At 69.6% G+C, this 18,104-nt stretch carries 12 protein-coding genes; 6 read left to right on the top strand and 6 right to left on the bottom strand.

Translation table 11 applies throughout. The features are described 5' to 3' along the window. The first annotated feature begins 220 nt into the window (after positions 1–220). The 6 genes from HNQ07_RS06810 to HNQ07_RS06785 all read left to right on the top strand — a co-directional run bounded on the left by HNQ07_RS06810 (position 221) and on the right by HNQ07_RS06785 (position 10,046). Positions 221–2,365: an Ig-like domain-containing protein gene (locus tag HNQ07_RS06810; RefSeq protein WP_184110173.1), complete on the top strand. Its 2,145-nt coding sequence runs from the start codon at positions 221–223 to the stop codon at positions 2,363–2,365. Between the two features lie 120 nt (positions 2,366–2,485). Further along, a complete protein-coding gene (locus HNQ07_RS06805) occupies positions 2,486–3,883 on the top strand; it encodes a UDP-glucose dehydrogenase family protein (protein ID WP_184110172.1) in 1,398 nt (465 codons plus the stop codon). After that, complete coding sequence (locus tag HNQ07_RS06800) at positions 3,883–4,845, top strand: UDP-glucuronic acid decarboxylase family protein (RefSeq protein WP_184110171.1); 963 nt, start codon at positions 3,883–3,885, stop codon at positions 4,843–4,845. The genes HNQ07_RS06805 and HNQ07_RS06800 overlap by 1 nt, the downstream gene beginning before the upstream one ends. A 26-nt stretch (positions 4,846–4,871) precedes the next feature. Further along, positions 4,872–6,185, top strand: a complete 1,314-nt coding sequence (locus HNQ07_RS06795; protein WP_311733220.1) for a glycosyltransferase family 4 protein — start codon at positions 4,872–4,874, stop codon at positions 6,183–6,185. Then, positions 6,182–7,354: a glycosyltransferase family 4 protein gene (locus HNQ07_RS06790; RefSeq protein ID WP_184110169.1), complete on the top strand. Its 1,173-nt coding sequence runs from the start codon at positions 6,182–6,184 to the stop codon at positions 7,352–7,354. Before HNQ07_RS06795 ends, HNQ07_RS06790 begins: the two co-directional genes overlap by 4 nt. Before the next feature lie 277 nt (positions 7,355–7,631). Beyond that, positions 7,632–10,046 (top strand): AAA family ATPase, encoded by a 2,415-nt coding sequence (locus tag HNQ07_RS06785; protein ID WP_184110168.1) that lies wholly within the window; start codon positions 7,632–7,634, stop codon positions 10,044–10,046. 87 nt (positions 10,047–10,133) lie between these two features. Here HNQ07_RS06785 and HNQ07_RS06780 read toward each other — a convergent pair whose 3' ends face one another. The 6 genes from HNQ07_RS06780 to HNQ07_RS06755 all read right to left on the bottom strand — a co-directional run bounded on the left by HNQ07_RS06780 (position 10,134) and on the right by HNQ07_RS06755 (position 18,076). Further along, a complete protein-coding gene (locus tag HNQ07_RS06780) occupies positions 10,134–11,867 on the bottom strand; it encodes an asparagine synthase-related protein (protein WP_184110167.1) in 1,734 nt (577 codons plus the stop codon). 4 nt (positions 11,868–11,871) lie between these two features. Next, a complete protein-coding gene (locus tag HNQ07_RS06775) occupies positions 11,872–13,032 on the bottom strand; it encodes an acyl-CoA dehydrogenase family protein (protein ID WP_184110166.1) in 1,161 nt (386 codons plus the stop codon). Positions 13,033–13,134: 102 nt separating this feature from the next. Then, complete coding sequence (locus HNQ07_RS06770; protein WP_184110165.1) at positions 13,135–14,133, bottom strand: glycoside hydrolase family 130 protein; 999 nt, start codon at positions 14,131–14,133, stop codon at positions 13,135–13,137. A gap of 20 nt (positions 14,134–14,153) precedes the next feature. Further along, on the bottom strand, positions 14,154–15,218 hold the full coding sequence (locus HNQ07_RS06765; RefSeq protein WP_221274817.1) for a glycosyltransferase family 4 protein: 1,065 nt from the start codon (positions 15,216–15,218) through the stop codon (positions 14,154–14,156). 37 nt (positions 15,219–15,255) lie between these two features. Then, positions 15,256–17,466, bottom strand: coding sequence for a glycosyltransferase family 4 protein (locus HNQ07_RS06760; protein WP_184110164.1), 2,211 nt, complete (start codon positions 17,464–17,466; stop codon positions 15,256–15,258). A gap of 184 nt (positions 17,467–17,650) precedes the next feature. Continuing rightward, positions 17,651–18,076, bottom strand: a complete 426-nt coding sequence (locus HNQ07_RS06755; protein ID WP_221274816.1) for an META domain-containing protein — start codon at positions 18,074–18,076, stop codon at positions 17,651–17,653. Positions 18,077–18,104: the final 28 nt, after the last annotated feature.

The following is an 18,104-nucleotide window of genomic DNA, read 5'->3' as shown; positions in this document are numbered from 1 at the left end:
AGAGCAGGAGCCCGTGCTGAGGTGCACGGGCTCCTGTCTGATGCCATCATGAGCAGCAGTTCGGGAGGATGTTCATGAGCCAGGGAAGCGGCCGGGTGCAACGATGCTGTTACGCCTGCGGCGACATTCTACGCGGCGATGAAGGAGGAGGCGCCACTCACCTCCGGACGACCGCGAACGAGGCAGCGGGCACGCCGAGCTGTCCTCGCAGGAGAACCGCATGCTGAAGACAGTCCAACTGCCCAAGACCCACCTGATGGCCGCTCTGGTCACCCTGACCTTGGTCGCCTGTAAAGCTCCGGGAGTACCCGCCGCTGTGACGAGCGTCACCGTTGTGCCGGACAGCGGCGCAGCTCAGCCCAACCAGACGCGCAAGTTCAAGGCGACGGTCGCCGGAACCGGGAATTTCGCCACGACCGTGACGTGGTCGTCGAGCGACAAGGCAATTGCAACTGTCGATGCCGACGGCACCGTGCATGCAATCGCCGTTGGCAAGGCCACGATCACGGCCACGTCCACCGCCGACACCAAAAAGTCCGGCAGCGCCGCGCTGACGGTCGCGACCGGCAACACGGTGACCAGGGTCGTGGTCGCGCCGACAAAACTGGCCCTCAATGCCGGCGCCAGCGGCACGCTCACCGCCACCGTCGAGGGTACGGGCAGCATCTCCAACACGGTGACGTGGTCATCAGACGACCCCGCCGTCGCGACGGTCGCCCAGGACGGCACCGTGACCGCCCGGGCCGCCGGTCAGGCGATCATCACCGCCACCTCGACCTCGGACACCAGCAAGAAGGGCTCGGCTGAGGTCACGGTGGGCAGCGCGGCCTCCGGCGCCCGCCTGAGCGTCACCAATCCCGACGGCCTCTTCCCCACGTGGATGTCGTTCAACAAGGTCGACCGGACCAAGGACGGTTCGGCCACCATCACGCAGCCGTCGGCGGCGCAACACACCATCTCGACGGTGAAACTCTCGAACACCGGCACGGATTCGCTGCTGGTGACCCCGGCGGTGACGGGCAACTTCGTGCTGCCAGACGGTGCCAATCAGCTCACCATCGCTCCAGGGCAGTCGGCCACGGTCCGGGTACAGTTCACGGGCAGCGGCGACACGGTGCAGACCGGCACGCTCACGCTGGGCAGCAACGATCCCACCGCCCCGAAGCTCACCCTGACGCTGGCTGGCGCGTGGCAGCCTACCATCGAAAGCAATCCAGAGCCCACGACCTCCCAGCTGATCAACCAGGTCCTCGGCTTCAAGACCGCCATTCCCGACGGCACGGCCATCAACAAGGACGGTCAGGTGTACGCGCAGGGCGACGAGGTCATCAGCCCCTACTGGCAGCGGGCGAACACCGGCCAGCCTGTCAACGTGTGGCAGATCGCGTCGTACCACACCATCAACAACGCGGCGAGCCTGTACTGGTTTCCCAAGTCCACGTCGAAGAGCGCGGCGTCGTCCGCCACCGGCGCTGTCCTGACGTCGGCCGGCAGCGACGCCCAGTCGCTGTTCCCCCGGAGCAATGGCGACGCCACGAAGTACGCGCGGGCAGACGTCACCCCGGCGGCAGGCGTGAACACCTTCGGGTTCCGGGTCGACAACAGCGAGTGGAGCGACCCCACCTACAACGCACAGAGCGCCGACATCAGCGCGGGCTGCACCGGCCCCTGCGGTCAACACCTGCGCTTTTTCCGCGCCAAGGACCCCAACGGCGCCGTGATGCCGAACACCTACCTCCTGATCATGGACTACTCCGGCATCAACTATGACTACAACGACAACATCTTCCTGATCAGCAACGTCAAGCCTGCGCCGCTGCTGATCGACACTGGCCTGCCCGTTGGGACCAGCACCACTGGAAATCTCGGCGTCACAGCGCCCGACAGCACTGTGTGGTTCTCGGATCAGTACAACTACACCAAGGACGGCACCACGGCGCTGCAGACCTACAAGTACTTCTCGCCGGTCGAGGCCTACGACGAGCCGAACATCAGCAGCCCCTGCGGCGCCGACGTGCCCAACACCGCTAACGACGTGCTGTACAAGACCTACCGCGGCAACACCAGCAAGGCGACGCCGGACAGCCGCGTGCTGACGTACTCCATTCCCATCGAGAACGGCACGTACCCGGTGACCCTGCACTTCATGGACATGTTCTCCAGCAGGGCCGGGCAACGGGTCTTCGATGTGAAGTCCGGCAGCACCACCCTGATCCCGAACCTCGACATCTTTGCGAAGGCCGGCGCGTGCGCCGCGTACGACCAGACGGTGCTTGTCCCGGTCACGAACGGCACCCTGAGCCTCACCTTCGCGGCCAGCGCCGATTACCCGGCCATCTCGGCCATCGAGGTCAACCGGCCCTGACCGTCCCGGGAGACACTGCTGACTGCGCCACCATCTCCCCCCGTTTCGTCCCACACGATTTCTTCACGCCCACCGGAGCGCCCGTCATCAAGCCCTTCTTTCCGGAACAGGAGTGATCCCATGCAGCTGAACCACCCCGCGAACGTCGCCGTGATCGGCACCGGATACGTCGGCCTCGGTACAGCCGGCCTGCTCGCCCACATCGGCCACCGAGTCACCGGTATCGACATCGACCAGAACAAGATCGACATGCTGCTGCGCGGCGAAGTGCCCATCCACGAACCCGGCCTGGACGACCTGCTCTCCAGCCAGGGCGACCGGCTGACCTGGACGACCGACTACAGCGCCGTGCGGGACGCCGACGTGATCTTCATCTGCGTGGGCACGCCCCCCGGCCTGGACGGCACGCCGGACCTCCAGTACGTGGTGAGCGCCGCCGCGAGCATCGCCGAGTACCTGAACGGCAACGCGAAGGTCATCGTCAACAAGAGCACCGTGCCGATCGGCACCGGTGACTACGTACAGCGTCTGCTGGAAGACCACACCCGCGCCTTCGATCCCACGCGGCACTTCGTGGTCAGCAATCCCGAGTTCCTGCGCGAAGGCACGGCGCTGGGCGACTCGCTGTACCCGGACCGCATCGTGCTGGGCGGGCAGATGGAGGCGCTGGAGATCATGACCCAGCTCTACGCCCCGCTGATCGACCAGACCTTCTCGCCGCCCAAGGGTGCACCCCGGCCGGAGTGGTTCACGCGGCCCGCAGTGATCAAGACGTCGCTGCAGAGCGCGGAGATGATCAAGTACGCCGCGAATGCCTTCCTGGCGCTGAAGATCTCCTTCGCCAACGAGATCAGTGGCCTGTGCGAGCGCGTCGGCGCGGACATCGAGGAAGTCGCGGCCGGCATCGGCATGGACCAGCGGATCGGGCAGCGCTTCTTGCAGGCGGGCCTGGGATGGGGCGGCAGCTGCTTCGGCAAGGACACCCAGGGCCTGATCAGCGCCGGGCGCGAACACCAGTACGAGATGCCGATCCTGCAGGCGGCCATCGACATCAACTACCGCCAGCGCCGGGTGATCATCGACAAGCTGCTGCGGCACCTCAAGACCGTGAAGGGCAAGCGCGTGACGGTGCTGGGCATGGCCTTCAAGCCGAACACGGACGACCTGCGCGACGCGCCGACGCACGACCTGATCTCGCAGCTCAACCGCCTGGGCGCGTCGGTCACGGCGCATGACCCGATCGCCATGAAACGCGCCGAGCGCGAGTGGACGCACCTGAACTACACGCCCGCCAGCAGCATTCAGGAGGCTTTCGAGCGGGCCGACGCCGTGATCCTGGCGACCGAATGGGACGACTACATGACCATGGACTGGAACCCGCTGCTGGCGACCATGCGCCGCCCCCTGGTGATCGACGCGCGCAACGTGATCCGCTCGCCGATCAATGCGCTGGTCGAGCAGGTCGGGCGTGACGCGCCGCGCGGGGAACGTCGCCGTGCCGGTGCGGAGCGCGCCTGATGCGGATCCTGCTCACCGGCAGCGCGGGCTTCGTCGGCTCGCACCTGACCGAGCGCCTGCTGGCCGACGGGCATGAGGTCGTCGGGGTGGACAACTACATCAGCGGCCAGCGGGGCAACACAGCGCTGTTCGCGGAGCACCCCGGCTTCTCGTTCATCGAGGCGGACGTCAGCCACGGCCTTCCCGATCCGGGCGGGCGGCTCGACTGGGTGATGCACTTCGCGAGCCCGGCCAGTCCGCCGCATTACCAGCAGTTCCCGGTGGAGACGCTGATGGTCGGCGCCCAGGGCACCCAGAACGGCCTGGAACTGGCCCGCGCGCACGGCGCGAAGTTCTTCATGGCGAGCACCAGCGAGGTGTACGGCGACCCGCACGTGCACCCGCAGCCGGAAAGCTACTGGGGCCACGTGAATCCCAACGGCCTGCGCTCGTGCTACGACGAGGCCAAGCGCTACGCCGAGGCGATCACCATGGCCTACCACCGCCATTACGGCGTGGACACCCGCATCATCCGGATCTTCAACACATACGGTCCGCGCATGCGCCCCGACGACGGGCGCGTGATCACGAACTTCGTGCACCAGGCGCTGCGCGGCGAGCCTCTCACGGTGTACGGCGACGGACAGCAGACGCGCTCGTTCCAGTACGTGGACGACCTCGTGGAAGGCATCGTGCGCGTGATGGGCGTGCAGGACCACGATCCGGTGAACCTGGGGAACCCGGTCGAGTTCACCATGCTGGACCTCGTGGATGTCCTGCGCGAGGTGCTGGACCAGCCGCTGGCGACCCGGACAGAGCCGATGCCGCACGACGATCCGCGGCAGCGCAAGCCGGACATCTCCCGCGCCAAAGCCCTGCTCGGCTGGGAACCCCTCGTGCCGCTGCGTGACGGTCTGCGCCGCACGATCGACGCGGCCAGGCGCGGCGAGCGGCCCACCGAGGCCGAGCACTCGCTGGCCTGAGGGCATAAGGTCAACGCTGCGCTCGGGTGAACGCAGCGCCCGTCTACCCAAGGACCACGCCCACAGTCGAGGAGGGAAGAGGCGGTGTACCGTGTCAGGATCACGCGACCGGAGGCCTGTTCTTGAGTGGAGTGCCTGCCAAAACCCTGTTGCTCTCGTGTTACGCGTGCGCGCCGGCCACCGGCACGGAACCCGGGTTCGGATGGTTCACCAGCCGGCATCTCGCTGCGGCCGGCCATAGAGTGCATGTGCTGACGCGGGCCGGGAACCGCAGCGCCATCGAGTCGCCGTCGGCTGATCCGCACCCGCGGGTCACCTTCCATTACGTCCGCCTGCCTCCGGCCCTGCGGTTCCTGAAGGAAGCGGGCGGACCGCATTACCTGCTGTGGCAGGTGGCCGCGCTTGTTCACGCCCGGCGGCTGCTCCGCGCTGCCAATGTCGACATCGTTCACCACGTCACCTACGGCAGTCTTCAGGGCGGGTCGCTGCTGTGGGCGCTGGGACGGCCGTTCTTCTTCGGTCCGGCGGGGGGTGGACAGATGGCGCCGCCGCAGGCCCGGCGGTACTTCGGGACAGCGTGGCGGCAGGAACGTTTGCGTTCAGCCCTCACGGGCCTGCTGACGCTCTCGCCGCTGCACCATGTCCTGGCCTGCCGCGCGACGAGGATGTACGCCACGAACGCCCAGACGGCCCGCCTCATGACGCGGCTGGGCGCGAAGCGGGTTCAGCTGATGCTGGACAGCGGCGTGCCCGACGATCTGATCGCGTCCGCGGTGCCGGCCCGCACTGACGGCGCCCTGAAGATCCTGTGGGTGGGCCGGCTCCTGCGCCGCAAGGCGCTGCGCCTGGCGCTGGAGAGCGTAGCGGAGCTGACGGTGCCCGTCCACCTGACGGTGGTGGGGGACGGCCCGGACCGGGAGGAGGTGCCGGGCTGGATCGAGGAACTCGGCCTCCAGGGCCGGGTGAGCGTGCTGGGCCGGGTATCGTGGGCCCAGGTCATGGCGCTGTACCGTGAGCAGGACGTGTTCCTGTTCACAAGTATGCGCGATTCCTTCGGCTCTCAGCTATTGGAAGCGGCGTCACAGGGCCTGCCGATCGTGTGCCTGGACCATCAGGGAGCCGGGGATTTCCTGCCGGAGGGCGCGGCGTTGAAGGTCCCGCTGCGCGGCGCGGACACGCTGGCGACGGACGTGGCGGCCGCTCTGACCCGTTTCGCCACCCTGACAGACGCGCAGCGGCGGGCGATGGGCGAGGCCGCCCTGACCTTTGCGCGGCACCACCGCTGGGCTGAGAAGGCCGACCGCTATCTGCGGGATTACGGCGAGCGGGTGGGCGCATGAAGGTGGTGATGGCCCACACCTTCTACAAGCAGAAAGGCGGCGAGGACGAGAGCTACCGGGCTGAGGCGCGGCTGCTGGAGGACCATGGGCATCACGTCGTGCGGTACGAGCGCCACAACCGTGAACTCGACGGGCTGCCGGCCGCCCAGATCGCCCTGAAGACCCTGTGGAACGCCCAGAGTGCGCGTGAGGTCGGGCTGGTGGCGGCCGACGCGGGGGCCGACGTGGTGCATTTCCAGAACACCTTCCCACTGATGTCGCCCGCCGTGTACAGCGCGGCCCGCCGGCGGGGCGCAGCCGTGGTGCAGGCGCTGCGTAACTACCGCCACTCGTGTGTGAACGGCCTACTGTTCCGGGACGGACACCTGTGCGAGTCGTGCTCGGGGCGGTCGTTCGCCCTGCCGGGCATCCAGCACCGCTGTTACCGGCACAGCACCGTCGGGTCCGCGGTCGTGGCCACCATGCAGTCCACCCACAAGCTGCTGCGGACCTACGAGCGTCACGTCGACCTGTTCATCGCCGTGTCAGGCTTCGTTCGGCAGAAGTACATCGAGTTCGGCATTGACCCGGACCGTATCGTGGTCAAACCGAACTTCGTGTACCCGGACCCGGGCGCCCAGCTGGCGCCCGGCTCGTATGCGCTGTTCGTCGGACGACTCAGCGCTGAGAAGGGCGTCCGGCGGCTGGTCGAGGTGTGGCTGCGGGAGCGCCCCGGGCTGGACCTGAGGATCGTGGGCGACGGCGCCGAACGCGGCGACCTGGAGGCCCTGGCTGGCTCCGACGCCCGGATCTCGTTCCTGGGCGGTCTGTCGCTGCCGCAGACCTACGCGCAGATCGCGGGGGCGGCGTTCGTGGTCGTGCCGTCGGAGTGGTACGAGCCGTTCGGGAGGACCGCCATTGAGGGCCTGGCACACGGCACGCCCGTGGTGTGCTCTGCCATCGGTGGCCTGGCAGAGATCGTGGAGGACGGCGTGACAGGATTCACCTTCGAGGCCGGGGATGCCGAGTCCATGACAGCGGCCCTGCGGCGTGCCGTCAGCCGCGTGGACGACGGGCAACTCCGGGTGAACGCCCGCGCCGCCTACGAACGCTCGTACTCCCCCCAAGCCAACTACGAGATTCTCATGAGCGCGTATCACCACGCCGCAGACCACCGGGCACGTCACTGAGAGAGGGAACAGCGCGCTGACGTTTGCGTGGGCAAATTCCAGTGAATCTGACGCAAGCCTGATGAAAAATGTATGAGAACTCATGGGATTGCCAGCAAGTCTCGTCAACCGTCCGGTCTAATGGACAGCAGCTAGTGGCCCGGCAGTGATTGTTGGGTGACAAAGCGTTCCTACACTGGAGCCAACATCCGCTCCATCCCTGTGGATGGATTCAGTGCACCCCAGGCCACCCACGACGAGCATTGCCGGCCAGGACGCGGAACGTCTCGGAGACCACATGTTGACGGTGAACGTACTCGGCCACACGCACATCACGTACAAGGGCACCCTGGTGCCCCTCTCCGCGAAGGCCGTGGCCCTGATCACGTACCTCACGCTCGAACGCCTGCCCCAACACCGCGAGCGGCTTGCCGACCTGCTGTGGTCCACCGCCGAGGCCCGCAAGAACCTGCGTGTGGAACTTGCCCGTATCCGGTCCGCGGGCCTCGATATCTTTCCTCGCAGCCGCCAGCTGCTGTACCTGGAGCACGTCACCACCGATCTGGACGTGTGGCGCTCACGCCTGAGCAGCGGCATGGATCAGCCGGAGCTCGCCCACTGGCTGGCCATGCTGCGCGGTCTGCCCCTGAGCGGCATGGAGGACCTGGGCAGCACTGCCCTGCAGGAATGGGTGGACCAGCAGCGCTGCACGCTGGAAGAGCAGGTAGAGCAGGTGCTGGAGCAGGCGCACCGCCGCTTCCTAGAAGACAACAAGCCGTGGGCGACCCGCATCATCCAGGCGAGGGCCGCGGCCCTCGGGTACCACCTGGACGTGCCGATCGTCGAACTGGGCCGCCCGGTCCCGGCGACCATGCCGACGTCCGCCACGGAGCGGGTGCTGGACGTTCCGGCCGCAGAGCCCGAGGACCCCGAGGCCGGCATTCCGGGCGAGGAGCGCGCGCTGATCGGCGCCCTGGAACGCGCGCGCACGCAGCCGCAGGCGGTGGTGATCCACGGCCCGCTCGGCAGCGGCAAGTCCTACCTGACCGAACACGTCCTCCAGGCGCAGGACTGGCTGACCGTGCGCGTGCGCAGCACCCGCCTGAGCCGCCTGGTGATCGCGTCCATCGCGCAGGAACTCGCCCGTGTGGCCGACGCCGCCGATGCCGACACGCTGCGCCGCCTGCTGCTGCACCCCGGCACGCTGGAGGAGGACACCGTCAAGCTCGCCACGCTGATGGCCCGGCTGCCGACGCCGGTGGCGCTGGTGCTGGACCACACGCAGAGCGCGCCGGTGGAACTGGCGTCCCTGCTGGAATTCATGCTGATGGCCCCGTGCGCGGCGCCGCGCGCCGTGGTGCTGCTGTCACGGACGCCGCCCGCGAAGTCGCCGCTGTGCCGCTCCCTGCTGCGCCGCCTGGACACCACCCAGTGTACGCAGATCGAGATGGTGCCCCTGACCGTCGCGGGCGTCGAGCGCATCCTGCGTGACCACGATCACGGCCACGCGTCCGTGGAGCGGGCCGCCGAGCTGCTGCAGCGCAGCGAGGGCAACGTCCTGCACCTCCTGAGCCTGCTCGAGCAGGAGCACCACCCGGCTGGCTTCGGCGGCGTGCGCCTGCCCGACCCGGTGCGCGAGCAGTACGCCGGCGAGATCGACGGCTGGCCCGAACCCCTGCGAGAGGCCCTGGGCTACCTGAGCGTGATCAACGGCGAGTTTGACGTGTCCCTGATGCGCGTCGCGCTGGACGCACCCAGCCTGCCCTTCGCGCAGAGCGTGCTGAAAGAGGCGCTGGAGCGCACATGTCTCGTCGAGCAGGAGCCCGACACGGCGCTGCGCTACCCGACCCTGGATCTCCCGGTCCGGCAGAGCGGCGGTTCGGGCCTGTACGCATTCCGTTCCGAGGGCCTGCGCGTGAGCGTGGCCGCGGGCCTGCCGCACGAACAGCGACAGGCCGTGCGCCGCCGCCTGGCCGCCGCGCTGGAGGAACGCGAGCCCGGCCTCGCGCTGTACTACGCCGAGCGCGTCGGAGCGGATCAGCTCACCGAACGTCTGAGACGCGCCTACCACGCCCGGCTGAACGCAGACAGCCCGCTGCTGGGCACCCCCGTCAGCGAGTACGCGGACCCGATGCGCATGACGGTGCCCGTCGTGCAGGCGCCCGCCCGGCTGGGCGGCGCGGCACTGAACACCACATGGCAGGGCTACACCCTGTCGCGCGGCACGGGCGGCTGGCTCAGCATCGTGAGCCAGGGGCGGTCCGGGCATCCGCGCACCCTGCGGCTACATGTGCCCCTGCCGGCGCCGGAGCAGTCCGGCCCCCGTCAGGTCCGCGTGGTGTGGCGCCTGGAGGTCTTCCAGGGCGGCATGGACCTGGGTCCTCTGCAGGCGCCGTTCGCGCTGCGCCTTCACCGCTGCGGCGACCCGGAAGCCCACGTGTTCACGCCGGACGTGCACCGCGAGTACGCGGAGGACGGCCTGCGCCACGTGCCCCACGCGAACCTCAAGGCGGGCATCTGGATGTCGCATCGCGTGACCCTGCCGGCCGCCCAGGGACCGGACGAGGTGCTGGAACTCGGCGTGCGCGGCCTGGATGTCGCCCTGACCCTAGGACAGATCGAGGTGGACGGCGTGGACCTGCTGGGCGTGGCGCAGACCCAGGGCACGCCGGTGGTCCTGCCGACGCCGCGCGCCCTGTCCCGCCTGAACTGAGGGCCACGGGAACAGCGACGGGCGCCCTCAGCGGGCGCCCGTCTCCCTTCAGCGCCGTGTCGAGGCGACTGCAGACGACGCCCCGGCTCAGCGCTGCGGTTCGCCCAGCACCTGGCGCAGCGTCAGCAGCTTGAGGATCGTGGCCGCGAGGCCCGGCACCTTAGGCTTGAGGGGCGGGTGGCCGAACACCCGGCGGCCCGTCGGCGTACGCCGCCACGTGCCGAGCACCTTTCGGACGGACGTCATGGCGCGGGTGCGCGCGTCCGGGTCGTGCGGCGGCAGCTGGCGTGCCAGGTGGCGGATCGCATCCGGTCCGATCACGGTGTCCAGGCGGCTGGGGCCGGCGAGCAGCCGTGCCCATACGTCCTCGTTCAGGGCGAGGAGTTCGGCCTGCCAGTTGGCTCCGTACCCCGGCACGCTCGCCAGCGGCGCGCGGAACAGTCCGGGGTCCAGCCGATACAGCGCGCGCTTGAGGATCGTCTTGTCCGCCATCAGATGCAGCGGCAGCCGACCTCCGAAGTCAAGCACCGGGGTGTCGAGGTACGGCACGTGCAGGTTGGCGTGCTGGGCGACGAACTGCTCCCGCCAGCGCAGCAGCCGGCACGCCTCGTGGTGATGGAGGACCAGCTGCATTTCCTTGTGGTAGCCGTGCGCCCACCGCTCGCTCTGGGCGCGGGCCGCGTCGTACTCGGGCTGCCACGCATGGCGGAGGGCGTCAAAGACGCCGGGCGGCAGGAAGGGTTCGAGCCAGCCCAGCCGCGAGAACTCGTTGATATGAACGCGCGCCAGCTGCTCCGCGACCGTGCGCAGCGGCGCGGGCCGCACCTCGAAGACTTCTTCGCCGGTGAAGACATCGGTCGGGTCGTGCTCCGCCAGGTCGTGGAGGGCGTCGATCTCCTCGCAGTATGGCACCACGCCCTGGCCCTGCCGGGCGTTGCGCGTGATGGTCCGCGGCAGATCGCCCCGGTAGGCGATCAGCGCCTCGTGCGGCACGCCGTACTGCGCGGCCAGCCGGCCTGCCACCTCGGCATCGCTGCCGCGACGGACGGCGGGCAGCGCATATGCGAATGTCCGGAAGGAGGCGCCCTCGGCGGACAACAGGCCCAGCAACCCACGGGAATCGTAGCCGCCGCTGAGGGACAGGTAGGGCCGCTCCCTGCAGGCACGCACGCGCCGGGACACGGCGCCGCGCAGCAAGTGGATCAGGTCGTCGGCGTACGCCACGTCCGGGCGGCCGGGCGGGGCGGGGTCAAACGGCAGCGTCCAGTACGGCGTGCTCACGATCTCTTCCAGCCGGACATCGTGCACGTCGGTGGGCACGAGGGCACGGACGCCTTCGTACAAGGTCAGGCCGGCCGGCAGGCCTCCGTTGACCAGGGTGGAGGCCAGGCCGGCCATACTCAGTGGCCGGCGCGTGAACGCAGGGAGGTCCGGCCGGGTTGAGAGCCACACCCGGTCGCCGTCACGCAGGTGGTACAGCGTGCGGGTGCCGACCCGGTCCGTCACGGCCAGCACCCGGCCCGCCGCCCCGTCGAGCAGCAGGAGCACGAAACTGCCCTCGAGCTGCGCGGCGAAGGCGTCCCCGGTCTCGCGGTACAGGTCGAGCGCGCTGTCCAGCGTCCGGTCGTACAGCACGCCCAGCAGGGCGGCCACCACGCCGGGCCGCCGCGCGACCGCGACCATCCGGCCGCGTGGGTCGTGCGTCTCCAGCGCGGCCACCCACGGACCGACCACGACAGCGCCCTCCTCACGCCCCTCGCCCTGCTGGGCGGGACGCAGCGCAAGGGTGAGGTGCGCGGGGCTCAGGGGAGGAGCAGTCATCGGCTCAGTCCAGGGCGCCCAGGCCGGTCAGGTGGCGACCGATGATCAGGGTGTGGATGTCGTGCGTGCCCTCGTAGGTGTCCACGGTTTCCAGGTTCAGCATGTGACGGATCACGGGATACTCGGTGGTGATGCCGTTCCCGCCGTGGAGTTCGCGGGCCAGTCGGGCGCCCTGCAGCGCCGCGCGGACGTTGTGGCGTTTAGCGTAGCTGACGTGCGCGTAGGTCATTTGCCCGACATCCTTGAGCTGCCCCAGCCGCCACGCGAGCAGCGTGCCCGTGCTGTGGTCCGTCGCCATGCGCACCAGCTTGTCCTGCACGAGCTGCCGCGCGGCGATGGGCTTGCCGAAGGTGGTGCGGCTGCCGGTGTAGTCCAGGCTCGCGTGGAGCACGGCCTCCAGCGCGCCCATCGCGCCCCACGCGATCCCGAAGCGGGCGGATGTCAGGCAGGACAGAGGACTTTTCAGGCCGCCGCTGCCGGGCAGCATGTTCGCGGCGGGAACGCGGCAGTCGTCCAGCACGATCTCGCCGGTGACCGACGCCCGCAGGCTCATCTTGCGGGTGACCTTGGGCGCGTGGAAACCGGGCGTGTCGGTGGGCACGATGAACCCCCGGACCACGCCGTCGTCGTCCTTGGCCCACACCACGGCCACGTCGGCGGCGGGACTGTTCGTGATCCACATCTTGCTGCCGCTCAGGACATAGTGGTCGCCGTCCCGGCGGGCGCGGGTGCGCATCGCGCCGGGGTCGCTGCCGCCGTCGGGTTCGGTCAGGCCGAAGCAGCCGATCAGCTCGCCGCTCGCCAGGCCCGGCAGCCAGCGGCGTTTCTGATCCTCGCTGCCATACTCGTGGATGGGGTACATCACCAGGCTGCCCTGCACGCTGGCGGCGCTGCGCAGGCCGCTGTCCACACGCTCCAGCTCGTACATCATGGCCCCGTAGGCGCTGTACGTGGCGCCCGCTCCCCCGTACTCCTCGGGAAGGGTCGGCCCCAGCAGGCCCACCGCGCCGAAGCGCCGCATCACGTCGCGCACGGGAAGGTCGCCGTCGTCCCACCACGCCGCCACCTCGGGCAGCAGTTCACGCTCGCAGAACGCGCGCACGCTCTCACGGATCAGGCGCTCGTCGGGCGTGAGCAGGGCATGGACGTTGAATTCATCGAACATGGAGACCTCGGGCGGAGCGCCAGCAGCGGAGAGGAAGTGTGGCCCGCAGCATAGAGCGTGCTGCCCGCACGGTGGTGCAGGGCAGCACAGGTGGTGAGGGGGTCAGTCGTCGGCGGGCTGCGCCTCGGCGCGGATGGGATCGGGCGTCATGGTGGAGTTCTCGCGCAGCCAGCCCAGCAGTTGCCGCACGCTGGCGGTCGCCAGGCCGATGCTGGTGTCCGCCTGCCCGTAGTAGACGTGCAGGGTGTCGCCGTCATCCTGGAGGGTGGTGCCGCAGGGGAAGACGACGTTGTCCACGTCCCCGACCCGCTCGGCCAGGTCACGCGGCCCGAAGCACCACGGATCGCCGCGGCGGATCAGGCGTTCGGGGTGGTCCAGGTCGAACAGCGCCAGACCGTTGCGGTACAGCACGCCGCTGCCGGTCCGTTTCACGCCGTGGTAGATCACCAGCCAGCCCTCCTCGGTCTCGATGGGCGGCGCGGACAGGCCCACCTTGTTGGCGTCCCACCACGCGCCGCGCCGCGCTTCCAGCACCGTGCGGGTGTTGCCGAAGTGGTAGAGGTTGGCGCTGAACGACAGGTTCATGTTCGCGCTGGTGCTGGTGACCGGGCGGTGGATGGCCGCCCAGTGGTCGCCGAACTTCCGGGGATACAGCGCGGCGTCCTTGTCCTCCGGGGGGAAGATGATGCCGCGCCGCTCGAAGGTCACGAAGTCGTCGGTCAGCGCGAGGGCCACGCCGGGGCCGTTGTGGCAGTACGCGGTGTACAGCACGGCGTAACAGTCCTGATCCGGCAGGTACGTGATCCGCGGATCCTCGACGCCCCACTCCTCCTCCGGGTGATCCGGGTGGGGGGCCAGGGTGGGCTCGGGGTCGATTCGCCACGCGCTCACGCCGTCGCGCGAGCGGGCGGCCGTGAGGTGCGACAGGCCTCGGAAGTCCTCGACGCGGCACAGCAGCAGCGTGGTGCCGTCGCGCAGGCGGGTGGCGCCGGCGTTGAACACCGAGTTGGCCGGGTACGGCCACTGGGCCGCGGTCAGGATGGGGTTGTCGTCGACGCGGCGGAACAGCACCGGCGAGCGTTTGCGCCCTGGAAGTGACATGCCCAACGCTACTCCGCGCGTCATGACGAAACCCTGCCAAGAATGAGCTGCCGGTACACCCGCAGGTAACCGTCCACCATCCGGGCCACGCTGAAGGTCTCGGCCCGGGCGCGCACGGCGGCGCGGTCGAGACCGTCCAGCGCGTGAACGGCGATCACCGCAGCGGCCTCGTCCGGCACGACGAAGCCGCTCACGCCATCATCGATCAGTTCTCTCATACTGCCCCTCCCATACGCGATCACCGGAGTGCCGCAGGCCATCGCCTCCAGCACCGACAGGCCGAAGGGTTCGTCGAAGTGGATCAGGTGCAGCAGCGCCGCCGCGCCGCCCAGCAGCCGGTCGCGTTCCGGCGGGCCGACGGACCCCAGATACGTGATGTCGCCGCCCAGCTGCGGCTCGATCTCGCGGTCGAAGTACGCCCGGTCGTGGATGATGCCCGCGAGTTTCAGCGGCAGCCCGGCCGCACAGGCCACACGGATGGCGTCGGCGGCGCCCTTGTCCGGGTGGAGGCGGCCCAGGAACGCCAGGTAGGGCGGGTCGTCGGGCGCGGCGCGGTACGTGAACTCGCCCAGGTCGATGCCGTGGTACACCGTCGCCACGTAGGGCAGCGCGGGCGAGCGGTCAGCGTCGCTGATGCTCACGAAGGCCAGCCGGTCAGCATAGGCCGTGTACGCGGGCAGGATCGCCGCGCCCGAGAAGCCGTGAATGGTCGTGATGGTGGGCGTGGTCACCAGAGACGCGAACATCAGCGGCAGGAAGTCGGCGTGGTTGTGCAGCACGTCCACCCGCGCGGCGTCCCCGAAGGCGTGCGCGAGGTGCAGGCCCTCCCACACCTTCACGTCCATGCCCGGCGTCTCCTCGTACGGCGCGGGCACCACCGCACTCAGGCGGGCGGAGGTGAGCGCGTCCTGGGTGGCGTACAGCGTCACGTCCGCGCCGGCCGCCACCAGCCCCTCGGTGAGCAGCGACACCACGCGTTCCCACGGACCGTAGTGCCGGGGCGGCACCCGCCACGCGATGGGCGCGAGCATCCCGATCCGCAGCGGGCGGTCCTCGTGCGGGTGGCGGGCCAGCGGGTGCCGCACGCCGGAAGCGTGGCCCACGACCGCCGGGAGCGGCATCTCAGTCCCCAGTCAGGGTGCCGGCACTGGGCGTGGCCTGCACCGCGCGCAGGTCCGCGACGCTCTGCCACAGCGCCAGGGTGCTCTCGGCGCCCTCGTTCATGTTCACGCGGTCGCGGTGCAGGCCGTCGCGGCAGCCGCCGCTCTCGGGATTCAGCAGCGGCTGGCGCAGCGGATTCACGCCCAGCAGCCAGTTCACCGCGCGGCGGGCCAGGTCCAGCCACGACTCGTCTCCGGTCGCCGCGTACGCCTCCAGGTCGGCGGCGACGGTCGCGTACACCTCGATGGGCTGACCGTCCCACAGGGGCCGGGCCTCGCCCCGGCGGTACACCCGCTCGTTGCCGACCGGCCAGAAACTGCCGTGCGGCCCGGTCTGCACGCCCTCCAGCCAGCGCAGCGCGTCCAGCGCCAGGGCGACGTCGCCGGGCCGGCCATACACGCGCCCATAGGCGAGCAGGCCGTGCGGCAGCTTGGCATTCGAGTAGCTCAGGTACGGCTCGAACCACAGCCAGCCGGGCGTGGCGTGCTCGGCGTGCAGGCGGCGGAGATTCGCGGCGTAGCGGTGCGCCAGCTCGTCGCGTTCGGCGTGCGGGCCGGCGTGGTGGTGCTGCTCGGCCAGGGCCATCAGCGCCAGCGCCTGGGCGCGCGGGCTCTCGAGGGACTGAATCGCCGGCCATGCGTGGATCAGGAGTTCACGCGCCGCGCCGCGCAGGCCCGGGTCCGTCAGGGTGCGCGCCGCCGTAACCAGCGCCCTCACGGCCCGCGCCTGGGCATTCTCGGCACCGCGCGCTTCCAGCCAGTGGCGGTCGTACGACATGAAATTGCGGAAGTGCCCGTCCGGGCCCAGCGCGCCGTGCAGGAAGGTCAGGGCGCGGCGGGCCAGCAGCGGCGCGTGCGGGTCGTCCGGACACGCGGCGGCGAGGGTCAGCGCGCGGGCGTTGTCGTCGGTGGTGTAGCCCTCGTGCGGGTTGGGCAGCGTGAAGGTCGCGTGCTGGAACACGCCGGTGCCGTCCGACAGCGCCGCCACGTGCCGCAGCGTCACCTCCGGCAGGGCGGGCTGCGGCTGGGTCAGGATCACGGCACGGCCGGTCTCCGCGAAGACCTGGAGGTACTGCGCACCGATGGCGGGCCACGTCATGCCCTCGCCGTAGGCGCGGGCGCGGGCCTCCAGCTCGGCGCGGCGGGCCGGCTTATCGAGCAGGTCGCGCAACTCCTGACCCAGCGTGACCGCGTCCCGGAACGGCACGAGCACGCCCCGGCCGTCCGCGAGGAGTTCCTCGGCGTGCCAGTACGGCGTGCTAACCACCGCCTTGCCGTTGCCCAGGGCATAGGCGAGCGTGCCGGACGTGATCTGCTCACGGTTGAGGTACGGCGTGAGGTAGATGTCGGCCGCAGCGATATAGCGGCCCAGCTCGTCGAGAGTGGCGAAGCGGTTCTCGAAACGGACGTGGGCCGCCACGCCCAGCGACGCCGCCAACTCCACCAGCCCCTCGCGGTACGCCTCGCCCTCGCGCTCGCGTAGGTGCGGGTGCGTGGCGCCGAGGATCAGATAGGTGAGGTGCGGGTGGCCCGGCACCACGCCGGGCAGCGCGCGGATCGCGGTCTCCAGACCCTTGTTCGGCGACAGCAGGCCGAAGGTGAGGATGACCTCGTGGCCAGCCAGGCCCAGGTTCGCCTTCTCGACGTCCCGGTCGAACGCCAGTCGCGGCATGCCGTGGTGGATGAAGTCCACCTTGCCCGCCGGGATGCCCTGCGCGGTCAGGAAGTCCAGCGCACGGGTGCTCATCACGACCAGCCGCTCGCTCAGCGCCGCAAGCTCCTCGATCACGGCCCGCTGCTCAGGCGAATACGTCTCCAGCACGGTGTGCAGCGTGGTGATGATCGGCGCTTCCAGGGCGCGCAGCAGGGTCAGCAGGTAACTGCCGGCCGACCCACCGTAGATGCCGAACTCGTGCTGAACACACACCACGTCCACGTTCAGGTCGTTGATAGCCTGAGCCGCGTGGATGTAGGCGTCCGGGTCGTGCTGGGGAATCGTGAGCGCCACCCGCTCCGGGTAGGCGTAGTGGTGCCCGTCGTCCATCGCGGCGATGAAGACCTCAAGTTCTGGATGGACGGTGAGGAGCGCGTCGGCGAGATCCGCCGTGAAGGTGGCAATGCCGCACTGCCGCGGCGTGTGGTTTCCGAGCAGCAGGACCCGTCGAATGGTCATCAGTTCCCCCATGGCGCAGTCCGCGAGTGACTGTGGCGATGGAGTAGTGTGGGGCGGCCAATCCCCCGACGGCTGAAGCGACGCCCAAGGCGCCTCAATGTGGTCCTCAGCCCGCTTGGGAGACGCTTCACTTTGTAAGCGATGTCCACAAGCCGCTCCAGGCCGGAGCAGGCCTCAGCGACCGTCAGTCCATGGAGCGGACGAAGGTGCAGGTACGGCCGTCGTCCAGCGTCAGCACGAGCTGCGCGCCGCTCACGGCGTAGCGGCGTACCCGGGCCAGCATCGCCAGGAAGGCCGTCTCCTGTGCCTGAAGGTCCGCGCTGATGCACGCGCGGCGGGTGGTCGCCAGCGGCGAGAAGGTCAGCGCCGGACTGTCCACGGTGTACCGGCCGCTCAGGCGGTTGCAGCCGGTGTCACCACTCACGTGGCCGTCCTCGGCGAACTCGAGGGTGGGGGCGGGGTCCGTGACGTCCCCCACAAGTCGCCAGCGCGTGTGAAGGCGGGTCGTCATGTCCATGGCAGTCTCCTTCTTGCTGTACACGAGTCGGGCGGTGCCGGTGCTGAGCACCAGCGTGGCGGCGCCGAACGACACGCCCCGGGCCGCGTTCACGATCCCCAGCACCCGGCCGAGCCGCTGT

The organism is Deinococcus metalli (assembly GCF_014201805.1).
In the GTDB taxonomy this organism is placed as follows: Bacteria; Deinococcota; Deinococci; order Deinococcales; family Deinococcaceae; genus Deinococcus; species Deinococcus metalli.
This window is presented reverse-complemented; position numbering and strand designations above follow the sequence as displayed.

Excerpts from the sequence above, each read along its gene's own strand:
- HNQ07_RS06810 (WP_184110173.1), top strand. The coding sequence starts at position 221 with ATGCTGAAGACAGTCCAACTGCCCAAGACCCACCTGATGGCCGCTCTG.
- HNQ07_RS06775 (WP_184110166.1), bottom strand. The coding sequence starts at position 13,032 with ATGTTCGATGAATTCAACGTCCATGCCCTGCTCACGCCCGACGAGCGC.
- HNQ07_RS06785 (WP_184110168.1), top strand. The coding sequence starts at position 7,632 with ATGTTGACGGTGAACGTACTCGGCCACACGCACATCACGTACAAGGGC.
- HNQ07_RS06805 (WP_184110172.1), top strand. The coding sequence starts at position 2,486 with ATGCAGCTGAACCACCCCGCGAACGTCGCCGTGATCGGCACCGGATAC.
- HNQ07_RS06800 (WP_184110171.1), top strand. The coding sequence starts at position 3,883 with ATGCGGATCCTGCTCACCGGCAGCGCGGGCTTCGTCGGCTCGCACCTG.
- HNQ07_RS06770 (WP_184110165.1), bottom strand. The coding sequence starts at position 14,133 with ATGTCACTTCCAGGGCGCAAACGCTCGCCGGTGCTGTTCCGCCGCGTC.
- HNQ07_RS06790 (WP_184110169.1), top strand. The coding sequence starts at position 6,182 with ATGAAGGTGGTGATGGCCCACACCTTCTACAAGCAGAAAGGCGGCGAG.
- HNQ07_RS06760 (WP_184110164.1), bottom strand. The coding sequence starts at position 17,466 with ATGACCATTCGACGGGTCCTGCTGCTCGGAAACCACACGCCGCGGCAG.
- HNQ07_RS06780 (WP_184110167.1), bottom strand. The coding sequence starts at position 11,867 with ATGACTGCTCCTCCCCTGAGCCCCGCGCACCTCACCCTTGCGCTGCGT.